This window comes from Streptomyces sp. BI87 (assembly GCF_025957665.1).
In the GTDB taxonomy this organism is placed as follows: domain Bacteria; phylum Actinomycetota; class Actinomycetes; order Streptomycetales; family Streptomycetaceae; genus Streptomyces; species Streptomyces albidoflavus.
This window is the reverse complement of the sequence record NZ_CP110079.1, coordinates 1,163,827-1,181,448: the sequence shown is the minus strand read 5'-3', so window position 1 is coordinate 1,181,448 and position 17,622 is coordinate 1,163,827. Positions and strand designations below refer to the sequence as shown.

The 17,622-nt window shown below is 73.8% G+C and carries 18 protein-coding genes; 12 read left to right on the top strand and 6 right to left on the bottom strand.

The genetic code is table 11. The annotated features are described in order from the left end of the window. Positions 1–110 precede the first annotated feature (110 nt). The 4 genes from OIM89_RS05050 to OIM89_RS05035 are packed head-to-tail and all read left to right on the top strand — an operon-like array spanning position 111 to position 3,286. On the top strand, positions 111–644 hold the full coding sequence (locus OIM89_RS05050) for an EF-hand domain-containing protein (RefSeq protein ID WP_030698342.1): 534 nt from the start codon (positions 111–113) through the stop codon (positions 642–644). Positions 645–678: 34 nt separating this feature from the next. After that, positions 679–1,782: an isocitrate/isopropylmalate family dehydrogenase gene (locus OIM89_RS05045; protein WP_030698343.1), complete on the top strand. Its 1,104-nt coding sequence runs from the start codon at positions 679–681 to the stop codon at positions 1,780–1,782. Then, complete coding sequence (locus tag OIM89_RS05040; RefSeq protein WP_195730228.1) at positions 1,779–2,402, top strand: cysteine hydrolase family protein; 624 nt, start codon at positions 1,779–1,781, stop codon at positions 2,400–2,402. The genes OIM89_RS05045 and OIM89_RS05040 overlap by 4 nt, the downstream gene beginning before the upstream one ends. 26 nt (positions 2,403–2,428) lie before the next feature. Further along, entirely contained in the window at positions 2,429–3,286 is an 858-nt protein-coding gene (locus OIM89_RS05035) for an SAM-dependent methyltransferase (protein ID WP_195731431.1), read from the top strand. A gap of 12 nt (positions 3,287–3,298) precedes the next feature. On the opposite strand, the gene OIM89_RS05030 is transcribed toward OIM89_RS05035, so the two are convergent. From OIM89_RS05030 to OIM89_RS05020, 3 genes are all read right to left on the bottom strand, one after another. Then, on the bottom strand, positions 3,299–3,685 hold the full coding sequence (locus tag OIM89_RS05030) for a hypothetical protein (protein WP_030698346.1): 387 nt from the start codon (positions 3,683–3,685) through the stop codon (positions 3,299–3,301). A gap of 37 nt (positions 3,686–3,722) precedes the next feature. Next, entirely contained in the window at positions 3,723–4,853 is a 1,131-nt protein-coding gene (locus OIM89_RS05025; protein ID WP_047469352.1) for a glutathione-independent formaldehyde dehydrogenase, read from the bottom strand. A gap of 156 nt (positions 4,854–5,009) precedes the next feature. Then, positions 5,010–5,474: an SRPBCC domain-containing protein gene (locus tag OIM89_RS05020; protein ID WP_217466052.1), complete on the bottom strand. Its 465-nt coding sequence runs from the start codon at positions 5,472–5,474 to the stop codon at positions 5,010–5,012. Positions 5,475–5,571: 97 nt separating this feature from the next. Between OIM89_RS05020 and OIM89_RS05015 the strand changes: the two genes are divergently transcribed. The 3 genes from OIM89_RS05015 to OIM89_RS05005 all read left to right on the top strand — a co-directional run bounded on the left by OIM89_RS05015 (position 5,572) and on the right by OIM89_RS05005 (position 8,381). After that, on the top strand, positions 5,572–7,071 hold the full coding sequence (locus tag OIM89_RS05015) for a hypothetical protein (RefSeq protein WP_226964548.1): 1,500 nt from the start codon (positions 5,572–5,574) through the stop codon (positions 7,069–7,071). Positions 7,072–7,176: 105 nt separating this feature from the next. Next, on the top strand, positions 7,177–7,932 hold the full coding sequence (locus tag OIM89_RS05010; protein WP_047469355.1) for an ATP nucleotide 3'-pyrophosphokinase: 756 nt from the start codon (positions 7,177–7,179) through the stop codon (positions 7,930–7,932). Positions 7,933–8,054: 122 nt separating this feature from the next. Continuing rightward, a complete protein-coding gene (locus OIM89_RS05005; RefSeq protein WP_229359974.1) occupies positions 8,055–8,381 on the top strand; it encodes an SDR family oxidoreductase in 327 nt (108 codons plus the stop codon). Positions 8,382–8,397: 16 nt separating this feature from the next. On the opposite strand, the gene OIM89_RS05000 is transcribed toward OIM89_RS05005, so the two are convergent. From OIM89_RS05000 to OIM89_RS04990, 3 genes are all read right to left on the bottom strand, one after another. Next, positions 8,398–9,279, bottom strand: a complete 882-nt coding sequence (locus tag OIM89_RS05000) for a polysaccharide deacetylase family protein (RefSeq protein WP_030698352.1) — start codon at positions 9,277–9,279, stop codon at positions 8,398–8,400. Between the two features lie 78 nt (positions 9,280–9,357). Then, on the bottom strand, positions 9,358–10,359 hold the full coding sequence (locus OIM89_RS04995) for an asparaginase (RefSeq protein ID WP_264491026.1): 1,002 nt from the start codon (positions 10,357–10,359) through the stop codon (positions 9,358–9,360). Positions 10,360–10,576: 217 nt separating this feature from the next. Next, positions 10,577–11,773, bottom strand: a complete 1,197-nt coding sequence (locus tag OIM89_RS04990; protein ID WP_030698354.1) for an ROK family transcriptional regulator — start codon at positions 11,771–11,773, stop codon at positions 10,577–10,579. 167 nt (positions 11,774–11,940) lie between these two features. Here OIM89_RS04990 and OIM89_RS04985 point away from each other — a divergent pair, with 167 nt between their 5' ends. The 5 genes from OIM89_RS04985 to OIM89_RS04965 are packed head-to-tail and all read left to right on the top strand — an operon-like array spanning position 11,941 to position 17,540. Then, positions 11,941–13,434: a sugar ABC transporter ATP-binding protein gene (locus OIM89_RS04985; protein WP_264491025.1), complete on the top strand. Its 1,494-nt coding sequence runs from the start codon at positions 11,941–11,943 to the stop codon at positions 13,432–13,434. Next, positions 13,431–14,450 carry an ABC transporter permease gene (locus tag OIM89_RS04980; RefSeq protein ID WP_030698356.1) on the top strand — a complete coding sequence of 340 codons (1,020 nt, stop codon included), beginning with the start codon at positions 13,431–13,433 and terminating at the stop codon, positions 14,448–14,450. The genes OIM89_RS04985 and OIM89_RS04980 overlap by 4 nt, the downstream gene beginning before the upstream one ends. After that, positions 14,447–15,466 carry an ABC transporter permease gene (locus tag OIM89_RS04975; RefSeq protein ID WP_030698357.1) on the top strand — a complete coding sequence of 340 codons (1,020 nt, stop codon included), beginning with the start codon at positions 14,447–14,449 and terminating at the stop codon, positions 15,464–15,466. The genes OIM89_RS04980 and OIM89_RS04975 overlap by 4 nt, the downstream gene beginning before the upstream one ends. After that, a complete protein-coding gene (locus OIM89_RS04970; RefSeq protein WP_030698358.1) occupies positions 15,463–16,671 on the top strand; it encodes a substrate-binding domain-containing protein in 1,209 nt (402 codons plus the stop codon). Before OIM89_RS04975 ends, OIM89_RS04970 begins: the two co-directional genes overlap by 4 nt. Further along, complete coding sequence (locus OIM89_RS04965) at positions 16,668–17,540, top strand: sugar phosphate isomerase/epimerase family protein (protein WP_226964552.1); 873 nt, start codon at positions 16,668–16,670, stop codon at positions 17,538–17,540. Before OIM89_RS04970 ends, OIM89_RS04965 begins: the two co-directional genes overlap by 4 nt. Positions 17,541–17,622 lie beyond the last annotated feature (82 nt).

Genomic DNA, 17,622 nt, shown 5'->3' with positions numbered 1-17,622 from the left:
CTTTCCCCTCATCAGGTGAAGACTCCGGCGCAGCACCCCGCGAGTGCGGCGCGCCGCCGGATAGTGGCGAGGCCGCCCGCCCCGGGCGGCCGCGACGAAAGGTGACGGCCATGCGCATCGAGGCGACCCACCGGGTCCAGCTCGTCTTCTCCCTGCTCGACGCCGACGGCAACGGCGTGCTGGAGGCCAGGGACTTCGACCTCATGGCGGGCCGCGTCGTCGCGGCAGCCCCCGACTCCGACGAGGCGGCGCACGGCGCGATGCGCGACGCCTTCCTGCGGTACTGGACCACGCTCGCCGCCGAACTCGACGCCGACGGCGACGGCCGGATCACCTTCGAGGAGTACACCGCCTGCGTGCTCTCCCCGGAGCGGTTCGACGCCACCGTCGACGCCTTCGCCCGCGCCCTGGCCGCGCTCGGCGACCCGGCGGGCGAGGGCCAGGTCTCCCGCCCCGCCTTCGTCGCCCTGATGACCGCGATCGGCTTCGGCCGCGCCAACATCGACGCGCTCTTCGACGCCTTCGGCCCCACGCCCGAGGACCGGATCGCCGTCGCCACCTGGGTCGAGGGGATCAAGGACTACTACGCGCCGGACAAGGCGGGCATCCCCGGCGACCAGCTGGTCGACACCGCGGCCGTCTGACCGGCCGCCACAGCAGAGGGAAGGGGACACCGCCATGCCACCCGTCGTCGGACTCGCCGTCGGCCACGGCACCGGAGCCGAACTCGCCGAGGTCTTCACCCGCGTCCTGGGCGTGCTCACCCGGGACCACCCCGGGGGCGTCACGCTGATCCGCTCCCCGCGCCGGTACCACTCGTACCACTCGCTGCGCGGCGAGGGCGCGGGGGAGCAGGTCGCCGCGCTCACCCGCGAGGACACCGACCACTACGAGCAGTTCTGCCGCTCCCTGGCGGCGCGCGGCGCCGGTGCCGTCTTCCGCACGGCGGTCAACGCCCAGTCCCTCTACCTCGTCCGGCAGCGCCTCAAGGCGGTGAAGGTCGACGCCTTCACCGCCGACGACGGCGAGGCGCTGCTGGTCAGGGACGAGGCGCAGGGCTTCTACACCGGTACCAACCGGCACACCCCCGGCACCGTCACCCGCACCATGGAGTTCAGCCGGGAGACCACCGCCGAGGTCGTCTCCTACGCCCTGGAGCGCGCCCGGCGCCGGTGGCCCGACGGGCGGACGGGGCCGGTCGTCATGGCGTACAAGTTCCATCTGCTGGACGGGGTGCTCGGTGCGTGGGCCGAGGAGCTGTCGGCCCGGCTCGGGGTGGAGATCCAGCTCTTCCAGCCCGACACCGTCAACCGGAACCTCATCACCCACGGCCTCGCCGACCGCACCGTGCTGATCGCGGGCAACGAGTGGGCCGACATCATGCACGTCGTCCTGCTGGATCGTTTCGGCGGTGAGCGGCAGGAGAACCGCTGCACGGAGAACGTCTACCTCCACCCCGACGTGCGCGGCCTGACCGAGTACCAGACCGTGCACGGCTCCGCCGACGACCTCGCCGGGCGCGACCTGGTCAACCCGGTCGCCACGGTCCGCGCCGCCGCGGCCGTCGCCGAGCACCACGCCGGGTGCCCCGGGGCGGTGCGGGAGGTCGAACGCGCCCTCGCCCGGGTCCTGGACCGGGGCGTCGCCACCGCCGACCTCGGTGGCAACTACGGTACGGCCGCCGTGGTCGACGCCCTCCTCGCGGAACTCGGCGAACCCGTCGTGCCGGGCGCCCGGGAGCCCGGCACCGTGGCCGCGGCGCTGCTGGGCGAGGGCGCGTGAGCGCCGCTCGCACGGTGCTGGCCGTCGTCGACCTCCAGCGGGACTTCTGCTCGCCCGAGGCCGCGGCCCGCCACGGCCTCGACCCGGCACTCCTGGAGGGCGTCGCGGTCCGCACCGCCGACGCCGTCGACCGGGCACGGCCCGCCGGCGTCGAGGTGGTCTTCGTCCGCTTCGTCGGCGACGAGGACCGGCAGGGCGCGAGCTGGCGCCACCGCGACCTCGCCCGCGGCAAACCCCCCAAGTGCCTGGAGGGTTCCCCGGGCGCCGCCTTCCACCGGGTGGCGCCGGGCCCCGGCGAACGCGTCTTCACCAAATACGCCTGCTTCGACGCCTTCCTCAGCGAGGGCTTCGAGGACCACCTGCGCGCCCGCGCCACCGCCCACCTGGTCCTCGCCGGGGTCTACGCCGACGTCTGCGTCGACTCCACCGCCCGCACCGCCTTCCAGAAGGGCCTCCACGTCACCGTCGCCGCCGACTGCACCACCACCCTCCACGTGTCCGCACCCGACCTCTTCGGCTTCATGGAACGCGTCTACGGGGCGCGGCTGCTGCCCCGCACCGACCCCGGGCTGTGGAGTCACCCCGCCCTCGCCCCGGAGCAACAGCCGTTCCCGGGGTGAGGGACGGCGTCGGGCGGACCGCCCTGATGGTGGCGGCGGCCCGGGCGATCGAGACCCACCGCCCCGACGCGCTCGCCCACGACCCGTACGCCGAGCACTTCGTCCGCGCCGCCCCCGCCGCCGAGAGCTGGCCGCTCCGTCCCGAGGAGGTCCCCGGCGGCGAGGCCGACCCGCTCTGGGGGCGGCTCGGCCGCTACTTCGGGCTGCGCACCCGGGTCCTCGACGACTTCCTGACCCGGTCCGCCCTCGCCGGGGCCCGGCAGACGGTGCTGCTCGGCGCCGGGCTCGACAGCCGCGCGTACCGGCTGGAGTGGCCCGAGGGCCACGTGGTGTTCGAGATCGACACGCCGGAGGTCCTGGAGTTCAAGGAGGGGGTGCTGGAGCGGGCGGGAGCGGTGGCCCGGGCGAAACGGGTACCGCTCGCGGCGGACCTCTGCGAGGAGTGGGCGGGCCCGCTGGTGGCAGCCGGTTTCGACCCGGCCCTGTCCACCGTCTGGCTCGCCGAGGGGCTGTTCCTCTACCTCCCGAGCGCCGCCGAACGCCGGCTCCTCACCACGGCCGACCGGCTCACCGAGGCGTCCGGCGCCCTCGCCTTCGAGGCCAAGGTGATCCGCGAGCCGCAGAAGGTCCGCGACAACCCCGTCTACACCGCCGCCCGGGAACGCATCGGCGTCGACCTGCTCCGCCTCTTCGACCCCGGACCCCGCCCCGACTCCGCCGCCGCCCTCGCCTCCCTCGGCTGGGCCACCACCACCCGCACGCCCTTCGACTTCTCCGCGCTCCACGGGCGCGGCCCGCGCCCCGAGGCGGACGACGCGCTCGCCGCCAACCGCTGGGTCTTCGCGGCGAAGCCGGGGCCACCACGGGTGGCGGCCCCGGCCTGACTCCCGCCGCCGTCAGCGGTGGCGCGAGCGGGGGTTGTTGGGCTGGGTCGGATGCGAGCGGTCGTAGGTGCCGTGCGGCAGCGGGTCGGGCGGCAGCGCCGCCGTCTGCGGGGAGACCGAGGAACGGCCCCGGGTCGGCCGGGACTGCTCGGCACCGTGCGCCGCCGGGTCGCCGCCCGAGGGCGTCGAGCCGTGCTCCAGCTGGTCGAGCCGGTGGTCGATCATCTGCTTGACCTGCGGCCGGTCCGCGTGCTCCTGCTCGTACGCCCGGACCGTCCGCAGGTCGTCCGCCGGCAGCGACCGCATGCGGTGCTCCAGACCGGCGACCGGCAGGTGGTCGTAGTCGGGGAGGGGGAGCTCCTCGCGGGACGGGTGGGGGTCACTCGACTTGTCGTGCATCGGTTGCCTCCTGGGACAGCGCTGGGAGAGGGCTGGGTCAGGGCTTGAGGATGACCTTGGTCCAGCCGGAGAGCCGGTCGTCGAAGTTCCGGTACGCCTCGGGGGCGTCGTCCAGCGGCAGTTCGTGCGAGACGATGAACGACGGCTTGGCCTTGTCGTGGTGGATGAGGTCCCGCAACTGGCGGTTGTACGTCTTGACGTTGGCCTGGCCGGTGCCGATCCGCTGCCCCTTGAACCAGAAGTCGCCGAAGTCGAAGGGGAGTTTGCCTTCGCGGGTCAGCTCGGTCGGCGCCCCGTCGTCCTGCGGCAGGAAGACCCCGACCACGCCGATGGCGCCGGTCGCGCGCACCGAGGCGACCAGGTCGTTCATGGTCGACTCGGGCTTCTCGTGGCCGTCGGCGTCGTGCGCCTGGTAGCCGACGCACTCGCACCCCTTGTCGGCGCCGCCGCCGGTCCGCTCCAGGATCTGCTCGACGTGGTCGCCCTCGGTGTCGTCGACGGGGATCGCCCCGGCCTTCTCGGCGAGGGCGAGGCGGTCCGGGTGGTGGTCCACGACCAGGACCTGGCTGGCGCCGCGCAGCGCCGCCGAGTAGGCGGCCATCAGGCCGACCGGGCCCGCGCCGTAGACGACGACGGACTCGCCCGGGGAGACGCCGGCGAGTTCCGTGGCGTGATAGCCGGTCGGGAAGATGTCCGACAGCATCACGTAGTCGTTCTCCTTCTCCTGCGCGTCCTCGGGCAGGACCAGGCAGTTGAAGTCGCCCCACGGCACCCGCAGGAACTCGGCCTGCCCGCCGGCGTACGTGCCCATCTCGGCGAAGCCGTAGGCGCCGCCCGGGGTGTCGGAGTCGACCGTGAGGCAGAAACCGGTCCGTTCGGCCTCGCAGTTCTCGCAGAAGCCGCAGGCCACGTTGAAGGGGAGGCAGACGCGGTCCCCGGTCTTGACGCGGTCCACGCCCGAGCCGACCTCGACGACCACGCCGAGGTTCTCGTGGCCGAGGACGCGGCCCGTCTCCAGGGTGGTGCGGCCCTCGTACATGTGGAGGTCCGAGCCGCAGATGTTGGTGGACGTGACCCGCACCAGGACGTCCGTGGGGCGTTCGATCCGCGCGTCCGGGACCTCTTCGACCGTGACCTCGCGGGGGCCCTGGTAGACCAGTGCCTTCATTCGGATTCACCGCTTCTTCGTCTCGGGGCTGGGCCCGGGGGCCGCGCGGCTTGGCAGGCGCGGCTCGCGGTGGCCGCCCCGGGCCGGGCTGACGCCACCCCTCCACCGTGACGCAGATCGGGCCCGCTCGCCTGTCGGGGCCGAACGAGTGACAGGTCAGGCCCCGCCCTCGACTACGCGGGCCAGGTTGGCGAGGGACATGCGGGTGCCCGTCTCGTTGTCGGCGGGCGGGACCGAGTCCGGGACGTTCTCGTGGGTGACGTGGACGTCGGTGGCGGCGCCGGGCGCGTCGGTGAGGACGGTGGTGAGCCTCATCGGCGCGTCCAGACCGGGGGAGTCGGTCTCGAAGGCCAGCACCTCCACCACCCGCTCGCCCAGGACCAGTTCGGCGAAGTGCCCGTGGTACGTGTCGGTGGCCTCGCCGGACTTGCCCGCGTACGCCGGGTCCTCGTAGGTGAGCGAGATCCGGAACGTCCCGCCCTCCCGCGGCTCGAAGGAGTGCACCTCGGCGGTCATCCCGTCCGGGGCGCGCCAGCGGGCGACCGCCTCCGGGTCGAGCAGGGCGCGGTAGACGGTGGCGCGCGGGGCGTGGACGCGGTGCGTGACGTGGGTCGTGTACATGGGGGCGAAGGTACCCGGCCGGGGTGACAGGGCGGCCGTTGTCGGTGACGGGGAGTAGCGTTGTGGCACGAGGTCGGGCACGGGGGAGCGGATGGGGATGCAGCGTTACGACCAGCGGGTCCGGGCGTTCGTCGAGGTCAGGGGCGGGGCGGCGGACTGGGAGCTGGCCGGGGAGCGGTTCGCGGCGCACGGGTGGCCGGTGCGCGACTCGGCCCCCGCCGGGGAGGGACCGCTCGGGGACGCCGTCGAGGCGCGCCCGGACAGCCGGGTGTACGAGATCGAGGTGCGGCTGCCCGGGATCGCCAAGGGGGCCGATCTGGGGGCGGCCCGGCGGGTGGCGAAGGCGCTGCGGGCGGCGCGGGTGGAGGGGTATGTGCGGCGGGCGGATGTGCTGCACCGGGATCGGGAGCGGCTCCCTTATTGGCGGGCAGTCGACACCAGCGCGCGCCCTCGCCCTGCTACGTCTTCGTTCAGTAGACGCCTGTACTCGGCTCGTATCGTTCGTGGCCGTATGGACAGGGGCACTGTGGTGCACGCCGAGGCTCAACAAGCCCTGCGCCTCGCCCGCGCTGGGCAGGGCGCTCAAACGTCGCTGACTGCGGTCCGTGGGTTGCAGAGCGGATCGAGTGGGCCGGAAGGACGGCTTTCGGTGGAACGCGAGGAAAGGTCACTCGGCGTCATCCTTTTGTGGACCCTCATAACCGCTAGTGCCCTGCCATCTGTGCTCGCCGAAAGCGGGTTCGCCCGGGGGGTCTGGCTGTCGGTGTTGGTTGCCGGCATTGCTGGTACCTTCCGCGCCGCAACTTTGCTGCTTTCCTGGCGAGGGGCGCTCGTGGCTGGGCTGTCTATCGGCATCTCCGGACTCGCCTCGGTGGGTAGCGTCAGCTTGGGTCTTGTGAGCGGGACTCAGGTTGTTCTGACGGCCATGGCCGTACTGACTGGCACGGGGCTGTGGCTGCTGGTTCGGCAGTGGCGATCAGGCGAGTGGCTGACATGGGTGGTGCCGCTTGTCGTGACCCTCAGCCTGTCAGCTCTTGTTGCGGCTGGCTGGGTGCTACCCATGTTGTATGCGGCGGGCTTTGGGCTCACTCCTGCGGACATCGATCTGTCGCCCATGTGGAAGGCAATCGCCGCGGTCAAGGTGATTCTGTTGTTGAGCCCTCTGCTCGTTCTGCCCGCCTGGTGGGGCGTGGCCCGACATCGCCATCACTTCTACGCGGTACCGGGCAATGCCATAAGTTTCCTGGCGCGATTGCCGATGGCCATTCTCACGGTAGGGGGCACTGCGATCCTCGTGCTGGCCACGGCGGGAGACGCCATCACCCGCACTACCGAGGCCGCCGAACAAGGCACCGACCCGCCCCCCTTCTTCGGCGTCCAGCCGGACTGGACCTGCGTCGAACCCGTCGTGCCGGCCGCCGGCATACCCGGCGAGGGCCCACCCCTCGACCCCGCACGCCCCTACCTCTCCTTCGGCGTGGCCGGTGGCAACGCCGTGCTCTGGGACGCCGAGGCGGAGGAGCCCGTCAAGGTGCCCGCGTCCAAGGTGCGGCTGGTCCCTGCCGAGGGGGCGGACCAGGTGTGCCGGGCCGGCTGAGCAGCGGCGTATCCCTCCCGGCTCCTGATCGTTCTCCATGGCGCCCGGCGTCGACCCGTACGCCCAGGGCCCCGTTCCGCGTGAGAAAGAGCTGGTACGCGACGCATGACCACCACCACCCGGCCCACCCCGGTCCGCACCGCCCTGTGCGGGGCTCTCGCCGCCGTCCTGGCGCTCGGCCCCGCAGCCGTCGCCGCCGCCGAGGAGCCCGGCGGCTGGAAGGGCGAGGGCGGCCTCACCCTCACCAGCGGGGAGAACAACACGGTCGACGCCTATGTGGAGCGGGCCCGGGAGGCGGAGCGCTCGATCAGCGTGCAGGTCCGGGCCGCCGCGGCGATGTCGGAGGCCGAAGTCGTCGGCTTCGACCAGCGGCTGAAGTCTCCCGACTCGCTGAAGCGGAAGGTCGCCACTGCCCTGGCCGAGCAGCCCGGGCGAAACGTCGACACCGTCCTGGCCGGCATCACCGACGCCGTGCGCTACACCCTCCAGTGGGACGACGCCGCCTACACCTCCGGCGTCGCCACCGTCGCCGACACGCTCGCCGGCTGGCGCAACGAGTCCGTCAAGTGGTCCAACACCTGGGGCCGTACCTCCGGCTACAAGGGCCTCAACACCGGCTGGCGCGCGCCCCGTTCGGGCCAGCTCTTCGAGGTCCAGTTCCACACCGAGGCCAGCAAGAACGCCCAGGAGACCACCCACAAGCTCTACGAGGAGCAGCGCCTGCCCTCCACCGGCCCGGAGCGCAAGCAGCAGCTCCAGCGGGAGCAGGACGCGATCTTCGCCGCCGTGCCCGTTCCGGCCGGCGCCGACTCCCTGACCGCCCCGGCACCCGGGCGCAGCCCCGTACCGGCCGGGGTGTAGCCGCCCGTCCACGGGCCGCGGCGGCGCCCGCCGGGCGGATGCGGTGCGCGTCGCGGCCCGAGGTCCCCGGTAGCCGGGGCGCGGGTCCGCACGATGGGCGCTCACCCGCCCCGAGGAAGGGAATGCCGCCGACGAGCGGGTTCCGCGGCCAGGCCGCCTACGCGGCGGCCAGCCACGGCGTCATCGGCTTCACCCGCTCCGCCGCCCTCGACCACGCCGCCGAAGGCATCCGGGTCAACGCCGTCTGCCCCGGCATCGTCGACACCGAGATGATCCGCCGCTTCGGCGAGACCCGTCCGGGCGGGCGCGACGGGCTCATCGCGGACGAGCCGGCCGGCCGCCTGGGCAGGCCCGAGGAGATCGCCTCGGCGGTGCTCTGGCTCTGCTCCGACGACGCCGCCTTCACCACCGGCACGGCACTCGTCGTCGACGGCGGCCGGACCGTGTGAGCCGCCGCGAGGGGCTTCACCCCTCGCGCGGGCTCCGGCGCCGGAAGTCCGCCGCCATCTCCTCGAAGGGGACCCACTTCACGCCCTCGTGGCTGTTCACGTGGTCGATGAAGCGTTCCAGCATCAGCAGGGTCTGAGGCCGGCCGGAGACGTCGGGGTGGATGGTGATCGAGAAGACGGCGTACTCCATCTCCCGGTGGACCCAGTCGAACTGGTCGCGCCACTGGGTCTCGATGTCGCGCGGGTTGAGGTAACCGTGGCTGTTCGGGGACGACTTGATCCACATCATCGGGGGGAGATCGTCCAGGTACCAGTTGGCGGGGATCTCGACCAGGTCGGTCTCCTCGCCGCGCTGGAGCGGCTTCATCCAGGCCGAGGCGGGCTGGTCGTAGTCGATGCGGGTCCACGAGTCGCCCGAGCGGACGTAGTACGGCTCGAAGTCGCGGTGCATCAGGGAGTGGTCGTAGGTGAGGCCGCGCTCCAGGAGCAGGTCGGCGGTGGCCTCGCTCAGCTCCCACCAGGGGGCGACGTAGCCGGTGGGGGCCTTGCCCGCGCGGCGGGTCAGCAGCTCCACCGCGTAGTCGAGGATGTCGGCCTCCTGCTGCCGGGTCATGGAGACGGGGTTCTCGTGGCTGTAGCCGTGCACGCCGATCTCGTGGCCCGCCGCCACGCAGGCGTCGAACTGCTCGGGGAAGGTCTCCACGGAGTGGCCGGGCCAGTAGAACGACTGGCGGATGCCGGCGCGCCGGAACAGCTCCAGGAGCCGGGGTACGCCGACCTCGCCGGCGAACATGCCGCGCGACACGTCGCCGGGCGAGTCCTCGCCGCCGTAACTGCCGAGCCAGCCGCCGACCGCGTCGACGTCCACGCCGAAACCGATGAAGATCTCCTTGGGCACGGTCCTCACACTCCTCGCCCCGAGCGGGTGGGATCGGTGGGATGCCGGGCCGGGGCCCGGACGTTGGTGGGCGCGGGCTCAGCTCTCCAGCCAGCCGGAGACCGCGCGGGCCGCCCCGAGTCTGCTGGCGGCCAGCGCCACCGAGAGCAGCAGCCGGGCCTGCCACGGGCTGAGGTCGCCCGCGAAGACGGCACCGGCCTTCACCAGGTCGACCCCGCCCCCGCCGCCGTACAGCGGGACGGCCGGGCCGCACGGGACGCGCGAGCAGACCAGCACCGGGACGCCCGCCGCGGTCAGCCGGGCCACCTCGCGGGCGACCCGGGGCGCGGTGTTGCCGGTGCCGGGCGCGGCCAGCACCAGGCCCGCCGCGCCCGCCTCGGCGGCGGCCCGCAGCAGGGTCTCGTCGGCGCCCGGGTAGAGGGCGACCACGTCGACGCGGGGCAGGCCCGTGTCCGGGTCGACGCCCGGCAGGGGGCGCGGGGGTCCTGGCGGGGCCAGCGCCGTCACCTTGCCGTCGTGGACGCGCAGCACGGGGCCCCGGCCGGGGGCGCCGAAAGCGCGGTGCGAGAGCGTGTCGATCTTGGTGACGCCCCGGGCGGCGAAGACCAGCCCGTCGAAGCAGAGCAGCGGACCCCGGTCGCGCGCCGACGGGTCCGCGGCGACCGCGAAGGCGTCCCGCAGGTTCTCCGGGCCGTCGGGGGAGCGGGAGTCGTACGGTTCCTGGGCGCCGGTCAGCACCACCGGGCGCGGGTCGTCCAGCAGCAGCGAGGCGAGGAAGACCGTCTCCTCCATGGTGTCCGTGCCGTGGGTGACGACCAGGCCGTCCGGGCGGGCGCCGTCCGTGCCCGGCACGGGGGTCGCCAGGCAGGTCCGGATCTCCTCGACCACCAGGCGCATCTTCTCCAGGTCCCAGGAGAACGAGCCGCCCACCTCCAGATCGCGCACCGGTACGGCCCTCGCGCCGCCGGACAGTCCCGCCTGGCGCAGCAGGTCCCGGCCGGTGGCGGTGGGGACGCGGCCGTCGGGGCCGCCGGTGGAGGCGATGGTGCCGCCGGTGGCGAGCAGGGCGACGGTGGGCATGAAGGAATCCTTCCGCCTGTCGGACGTGCCGGGGCGGGGCGTGCCTCGTCGTACGCCCTCTCCCAGCATCGCGGCACTCGGGGTGGGGCGCGAGTGGGGGCGGCCTGTGGCCGGGGCGGGGTCTGGTCCGCCGGGCCGGGACGGGCGTGCCCGTCACCGATGGCCTCGAGCGCCGGCCCGGCTGAGGTTGCCGGGCTGAGGCCGGGCTGCAAAGGGCTCACCCCCGCCCCGTGGTCACCGCCCTGTCCACCTGGGCCGGGGAGAGGGCGTGTTCGGTGGCGAGGATGGCGGCGCCGAGGGCGGCGGCGTTCTGCTGGGTGCGGCTGGGTTCGATGCGCAGGACGCGGGTGGCGAGGGGGTGGGAGCGGCGGTAGACGACTTCCCGGAGGCCGGCGAGGAGGGGGTCGTGGGCTGCGGCCAGGGCTCCGCCGACGGTCACGGTGTCGGGGTTGAAGAAGTTGACCAGGCCGGCCAGGACCTCGCCGACGGCGCGGCCGGCCTCGCGGACCAGGCGGACCGCCTCCCGGTCGCCGGACTGTGCCAGCCGGACCACGTCGCTGCCGGTGGCGGCGGTGCGGCCGAGACGGGAGAGTTCGGCGGCCAGCGCGGAGCCGCCCGCGACCGCCTCCAGGCAGCCGGTGTTGCCGCAGCGGCAGGGCTCGTCCCGCTCGGTGACGCGGATGTGGCCGATGTCCCCGGCCGAGCCCTGGGCCCCCCGGTGGAGGCGGCCGTCGGCGATGATGCCGCAGCCGATGCCGGTGCCGACCTTGATGTGCAGCAGGAAGCGGCAGTCGGGGAAGGCCTGTCGCTGTTCGGCCAGGGCCATCACGTTCACGTCGTTGTCGACGAGGGCGCGGACGCCGAGGCGGGCGGCGAAGAAGTCGGGGATCGGGTAGTGGTGCCAGCCCGGCATGATCGGCGGGTCGACCGGGCGCCCGGTGGAGAACTCGACGGGACCGGGCACGCCGACGCCGATCGAGCGCAGGGTGCGCGGCGGCCGCCCCGCCTCCTCGGTGAGGGCGCGCAGGGTCCGCTCGACGTGGCGCAGGACCGGGTCGGGCCCGTCCGCGATGGAGAGCGGGTCCTCCTGGACGGCGAGCACGGCGCCGCCGATGTCCCGCAGCACCACCCGGCAGTGCGAAGCGCCCAGGTCGACCCCGGCGACGGTGTGCCCGCCGGTGCGCAGGGCGAGCCGCCGGGGCGGCCGGCCGCCCGTCGAGCCGCCTTCGGCCGCCTCGTCGACGAAGCCGTGCGCGATCAGCGCGTCGACCCGCGAGGAGACGGTGGAGCGGGCCAGTCCGGTGAGCCGGGCGATGTCGGCGCGGGTCCGCGCGGCGCCGGAGCTGATCAGTGCGAGCACCTCGCCCGGCGAATGGAAGGAGGTCGCCGAGGGCTGCTCGGGCGCGGAAGGCATAGCCGTCACCCTAAGGAGGAGTTCCGCTGCTCACAAGGCGCCCATTGTTCGGCCGCCGTCCTAAGTCGCGCTCAACTCCCTTGAGAACAAAGTTACTTGGTCCCTTGACAGGCCAAAGGTCCGGGCGGACTCTGCTCGGCAGACCGCTGACCGAGGAGCCAGTCGCGATGCTGACGATGCAAGGCGTGTCCAAGAGTTTCCTGGGGGTGCGCGTCCTCCACGACGTCGATCTCGACCTGCGCGAGGGCGAGGTGCACGCCCTGGTGGGGGAGAACGGCGCCGGCAAGTCGACCCTGATGAAGATCCTCGCCGGGGAGCACGTACCGGACGCGGGGAGGCTCACCCTCGACGGCACCCCCCGCTCCTTCACCCATCCCGCCCAGGCGCAGGCGGCCGGAATCGGCGTCATCCACCAGGAGTTCGCCCTGCTGGAGCACCGCACGGTCGCCGAGAACGTCTTCCTGGGGCGCGAGCCCGGCCGCTTCGGCCTGGTCGACCGGCGCACCATGGAGCGGCGCACCGCCGAACTCCTCGGCGAGATCGACGAGACGGGCATCACCCCGCGCACCCCCGTCCACACCCTCTCCGTCGCCCGCCGCCAGACCGTCGAGATCGTCAAGGCGCTCGCCTCCGACGTACGGGTCCTGGTCATGGACGAGCCGACCGCGCCGCTCGCCGAGCACGAGGTGGCGCGCCTGACCGCGCTGGTCCGCCGCCTCGCCGCCCGGGGCCTGGGCATCCTCTACATCTCGCACCGGCTCCGCGAGGTCTTCGACCTGTCGCAGCGGATCACCGTCCTCAAGGACGGACGGCGCGTCACCACCCTGGACACCGCCGCGACCGACTCCGCCGCCGTCGTCCGCGCCATGGTCGGCCGCGACCTGGACGCCTACTACCCGCCGCGCGCCCGCCCCGAGGAGATCGGCGAATCCGTCCTGACCGTCGAGTGCGGCGCCAACGACCGCCTCGCCGGGATCGACCTCACGGTGCGCGCGGGCGAGGTCGTCGGAGTCGCCGGGCTCCAGGGCTCGGGCCGTACCTCGCTGGTGCGGGCGCTCTTCGGGGCCGCGCCCTTCACCGCCGGGACGATGACCGTCGCCGGGCGCCCTCTGCGGCCCACCCGCCCCCGCGAGGCGATCCGGGCGGGCGTCGCCCTGGTCACCGAGGACCGCAAGGGCGAGGGGCTGGCGCTGCGTCAGTCGGTGCGGGACAACGCGCTGCTCGTCACCCGGGCCGTGCCCGGCCGAGCCCGGCCGCCCTCGGCGCGAGGCGCCGCCGCCCTGCTGGAGCGGGTGCGGCTGCGCGCCTCGGCCGACACCCAGGAGGTCCAGTACCTCTCCGGCGGCAACCAGCAGAAGGTGGTCATCGCCAAGTGGCTGGCCGCCCGTCCGCGCGTGCTGCTCTTCGACGAACCGACCCGGGGCATCGACGTCGGTGCCAAGGCCGCCATCCACACCCTGGTGCGGGAGCTGGCGGCGGAAGGGCTCGCCGTGCTGATCGTCTCCTCCGAACTCCCCGAACTCCTGGGGATGAGCGACCGGGTCCTGGTCATGGCCGACGGCCGCCTCGCCGGGGAACTCCCCGCGGGCGCCACCGAGGAGGCCGTCATGCGCGTCGCCACCGGCGGCGAGTCCGGCCCGGACCAGGAGGACGCGGCATGACCGGCGACCTGCTCACCGCCCCCGGAGAGAAGTCCGCCGCCCCCGCGCCCCGCCCCGGCCGCCGGCTGCGCCTGACCGACCCGGTGACCGGCGTCTGGCTGGCCGCCCTCGCCGTCACCCTGCTCGGCTGGGCGGTCGTCGCCGCGCAGGGCGGGCAGTTCTTCACCACCACCAACGTCGTCGCCGTCCTCCAGAACAGCGTCGCTCTCGGCCTGGTCGCCGTCGGCCAGTCGATGGTCATCCTCACCGGCTCGCTCGACCTGTCGGTGGCCTACCTCATCAGTCTGGGAACGCTGGTCGCCGCCCAGACCATGCAGAGCGGCGGCGTGCTGCTCGCGGTCCTCGCCACCCTCGCCCTGTCGGTGGCGGTGGGGCTCGCCAACGGCCTGATCGTGGCCGGGCTCAAGGTCAACGCCTTCATCGCCACCCTCGGCACCGCCTTCATCCTGCGCGGCTGGATCGAGGACCAGTACACCGGCCCGGCCGGCCAGGTCACCGCCGGCTTCCAGCGGCTCGGCTACGACCGGATCGGGCCCGTCCCCGTCTCCGTCCTCCTGCTGCTGGCCGTCGCCGGGGGCGCCTGGTTCCTGACCCGCCGCACCCGGCTCGGCCACCACCTGTACGCCACCGGCGGCGACGAGCACGCCGCCCGGCTCTCCGGGGTCCGCACCCGCCGCACCGTGGTCGTCGCCCACGTCCTGTGCTCGCTCTGCGTCGGCGCCGCCGCCCTCTTCCTCGCCGCCCGGCTCGGCGCGGGCGCCCCCTGGGCCGGCACCGAGGCCCGCTACGACCTGGAGTCGATCGCCGCCGTCGTCCTCGGCGGCACCGCGCTGGCCGGCGGGCGCGGGGGAGTGGCGGGCACCCTCGGCGGGGTCCTCGTCCTCGCCGTCCTGGACAGCGTCTTCAACCAGCTCGCCGTCGACCCGTTCTTCAAGAACGTGGTGCGCGGCGTCGTCATCATCGCCGCGGTCGCCCTCTACGCCCGCCGCCGCACCCCCCGCCGGAGGACCGCATGAGCACCGCCGCCACGGCCCGGCCCGCCCCCGGCACGGGCCGCCGCCTGCTCACCGCGCTGGGCACCGCGACCCCCGTCTACGTCCTGCTCGCCACCGTGCTGATCGCGCTCGCCCTCACCGACCCCGGCTTCTACGAGGCCGACCGCTTCCTCGCCTTCGTCAAGCGGGCCGCGCCCCTGGTCATCCTCGCCGCCGGCCAGTACCTCGTCATCGTCTGCGGCGAGTTCGACCTCTCCGTCGGCGCGATCGTCACCGCCGGCGTGGTCGTCGCCGCCCAGCTGTACGCCTCGTTCCCCGCGCTGCACTGGCTGCTCGCCACCCTCGTCCTGCTGGCCGCGGGCGGCGCCGCCGGGCTGGTCAGCGGCCTGGTGACGACCAGGCTCCGCGTCCCCTCCTTCATCACCACGCTCGGCATGATGCTGATCCTGGAGGGCGCCGTCTTCTTCTGGACCGGCGGCTCCCCGCAGGGCGCCCTGCCCACAGCCTTCCGCGAACTGGGCCGGGGCTCCGCCTTCGGCTGGCTGCCGTGGGCGGTGCCGGTCTGCCTCGCCGTCGGCGTCGGCGCGTACCTGCTGATGCGGGCCGACTTCGGCCGGACCCTGCTGGCCACCGGCGACTCCGAACGCGCCGCCCACCTCTCCGGGGTCCGCGTCACCCGCGTCCGCGTCACCGCCTTCGTCCTTTCCGGCGTCGCGGCCGGCCTCGCCGCCGTCCTCGTCGGCGGCTTCTCCGGCGTCTCCGCCCAGGCCGGCCAGGGCTACGAGTTCGAGGCCATCACCGCCGTCGTCCTCGGCGGGGTGCTGCTCGGCGGCGGCAGGGGCTCGGTGGTCGGCGCCATGGCCGGGGCCTTCTCCCTCCAGGCCCTCTTCACCCTGCTCAACCTCCGCGGCGTCTCCGGCGCCCTGGAGTCCACCGTCCAGGGCGTCATCGTCATCGCCGCCGTCGGCCTGGGCGCCGCCGACTACTCCCGCCTGCGCCGCCGCCGTACCCGCTCCCCGGAAGGGACCACCCGATGAGACCGCGCTCCACCACCCTCACCTCGCTGGCCGCGCTCCTCGGCGCCGCCCTCCTCGCGGGCTGCACCAGCGACGCCCCCGCCGACGGGCCCGCCGCCCCCTCCGCGAGCGGTTCCGCCGCCACCGACGGCTCCGGCGACTCGGACTTCTTCGACCAGGCCGAGTACGACCGGCAGCTGGAGCTGGCGAAGGAGACCCCGGAGGGCCCCGAGGACAAGCCCTGGGAGCAGATGCTGCGGCCCGAGTTCATCGACACCGCCGAGTACGCCAAGAAGGGCGGCGGCGACGCCCACCTCTGCTTCTCCAACGCGGGCGTCTTCAACCCCTGGCGGCAGGTCGGGCTGAAGAACATGCGGGCCGAGGTCGAACTCCACAAGGAGATCGGCAAGTTCACCGTCCTGGACGCCCAGGGCAAGGACGACAAGCAGATCTCCGACATCCAGGAACTCACCGGCAAGGGCTGCGACGCGCTCATCGTCTCGCCCAACACCACCGCCACCCTCACCCCGGCCGTCGAGCGGGCCTGCGAGAAGGTCCCCGTCATCGTCTTCGACCGGGGCGTGGAGACCGACTGCGCCGTCACCTTCATCAGCCCCGTCGGCGGCTACGGCTACGGGGCTGCCGCCGCCGACTTCCTGGTCGAGAAGACCGAGCCGGGCGCCAAGATCCTCGCCCTGCGCATCTCGCCCGGCGTCGACGCCCTGGAGACCCGCTGGTCGGCGGCGAAGCGCGCCTTCGACAAGGCGGGGGTGGAGGTGGTCGACGCCAAGTTCACCGACGGCGACCCGGCCCGTACCAAGTCGATCGTGGCCGACGCGCTGACCCGGCACGGCGAGATCGACGGGGTGTGGATGGACTCCGGTGCCACCGCCGTCGCCGCCGTCGAGGCGTTCGAGGACGCCGGGCAGGAGGTGCCGCCGATCACCGGCGAGGACCAGCAGGACTTCCTGACGGCGTGGAAGGAGAAGAAGCTCACCGCCGTCGCCCCCGCCTACCCGACCTTCCAGTGGCGCACCCCGGTCATCGCGGCGCTCAAGATCCTCGGCGGCGAGGAGGTCCCGAAGGAGTGGACGCTGCCCCAGCCGGTCATCACCGAGGCCGACCTGGACGACTACCTGGAGCCGGGCATGCCGCCGCTGCACTACGCCATGTGCGGCTGCGAGGAGCTTCCGGGCTTCCCCGAGAAGTGGGGAGGCAAGGAATGACGGTCACCCTGCCCATCGGCGCCAACCCCTGGATCTGGTACTCCCCGGTGACCGGCCGCGAACTGGCCGCGCTGCTGCCGCGCCTGGCCGGATGGGGCTTCGACTGCGTCGAACTGCCGCTGGAGAACTCCGGCGACTGGGAGCCCGCCGAGGCCGCGGCCCTCCTCGGGGAGACCGGCCTCGCCCCCGCCGCCGTCGTCGCCGTCATGCCGCCCGGCCGCGAACTGGTCCGCGCCGGGGCCCGCACCGTCCAGGAGACCCAGGACTACCTGCGCGCCTGCGTGGACGCCGCCCACGCGCTGGGGGCGCCCGCCGTCGCCGGGCCGGTCTACAGCTCCGTGGGCCGCACCGGACGCCTCGACGAGGCGGCCCGCGCCGAGGCGTACCGCCAGTGGCGCGAACACCTGTGGCCCGTCCTCGAACACGCCCGGGACGCGGGGGTGCGGATAGCCGTGGAACCCCTCAACCGGTACGAGACCAGCCTGTTCAACACCGTCGCCCAGACCCTGGACGGGCTCGGCGACCTGCCACCGGAAGTGATCGGCCTCGCCCTCGACACGTACCACCAGAACATCGAGGAGCGCTCGCTGCCCGCTGCCGTCCGGCAGGCGCGCGGCCGGATCGCGCACGTCCAGGTCTGCGCCGCCGACCGGGGCGCGCCCGGCGCCGACGCGCTCGACTGGCCCGGCTTCCTCGCCGAACTGGTCGCGGGCGGCTGGAGAGGGCCGCTCTGCATCGAGTCGTTCACCGCCCACAACGCCTCCATCGCCGTCGCCGCCTCCGTCTGGCGGCCGCTGGCGGAGAGCCAGGACGCCCTGGCCGTCGACGGCCTCGCCTTCCTCCGCGGCGCCCTCACCACCCTCCCCTGAACCTCCCCCCACGGCGGCCGCCCGGGCTCCACCCCCCCATCGAAGGGAGCCCGGGCGAGCGGACCGGAGCACACCCCCACCA

Coding starts and splice junctions, on each gene's coding strand:
- OIM89_RS05050 (WP_030698342.1), top strand. CDS start 111: ATGCGCATCGAGGCGACCCACCGGGTCCAGCTCGTCTTCTCCCTGCTC.
- OIM89_RS05045 (WP_030698343.1), top strand. CDS start 679: ATGCCACCCGTCGTCGGACTCGCCGTCGGCCACGGCACCGGAGCCGAA.
- OIM89_RS05035 (WP_195731431.1), top strand. CDS start 2,429: ATGGTGGCGGCGGCCCGGGCGATCGAGACCCACCGCCCCGACGCGCTC.
- OIM89_RS05030 (WP_030698346.1), bottom strand. CDS start 3,685: ATGCACGACAAGTCGAGTGACCCCCACCCGTCCCGCGAGGAGCTCCCC.
- OIM89_RS05025 (WP_047469352.1), bottom strand. CDS start 4,853: ATGAAGGCACTGGTCTACCAGGGCCCCCGCGAGGTCACGGTCGAAGAG.
- OIM89_RS05020 (WP_217466052.1), bottom strand. CDS start 5,474: ATGTACACGACCCACGTCACGCACCGCGTCCACGCCCCGCGCGCCACC.
- OIM89_RS05015 (WP_226964548.1), top strand. CDS start 5,572: ATGCAGCGTTACGACCAGCGGGTCCGGGCGTTCGTCGAGGTCAGGGGC.
- OIM89_RS05010 (WP_047469355.1), top strand. CDS start 7,177: ATGACCACCACCACCCGGCCCACCCCGGTCCGCACCGCCCTGTGCGGG.
- OIM89_RS05005 (WP_229359974.1), top strand. CDS start 8,055: ATGCCGCCGACGAGCGGGTTCCGCGGCCAGGCCGCCTACGCGGCGGCC.
- OIM89_RS04995 (WP_264491026.1), bottom strand. CDS start 10,359: ATGCCCACCGTCGCCCTGCTCGCCACCGGCGGCACCATCGCCTCCACC.
- OIM89_RS04990 (WP_030698354.1), bottom strand. CDS start 11,773: ATGCCTTCCGCGCCCGAGCAGCCCTCGGCGACCTCCTTCCATTCGCCG.
- OIM89_RS04985 (WP_264491025.1), top strand. CDS start 11,941: ATGCTGACGATGCAAGGCGTGTCCAAGAGTTTCCTGGGGGTGCGCGTC.
- OIM89_RS04980 (WP_030698356.1), top strand. CDS start 13,431: ATGACCGGCGACCTGCTCACCGCCCCCGGAGAGAAGTCCGCCGCCCCC.
- OIM89_RS04975 (WP_030698357.1), top strand. CDS start 14,447: ATGAGCACCGCCGCCACGGCCCGGCCCGCCCCCGGCACGGGCCGCCGC.
- OIM89_RS04970 (WP_030698358.1), top strand. CDS start 15,463: ATGAGACCGCGCTCCACCACCCTCACCTCGCTGGCCGCGCTCCTCGGC.
- OIM89_RS04965 (WP_226964552.1), top strand. CDS start 16,668: ATGACGGTCACCCTGCCCATCGGCGCCAACCCCTGGATCTGGTACTCC.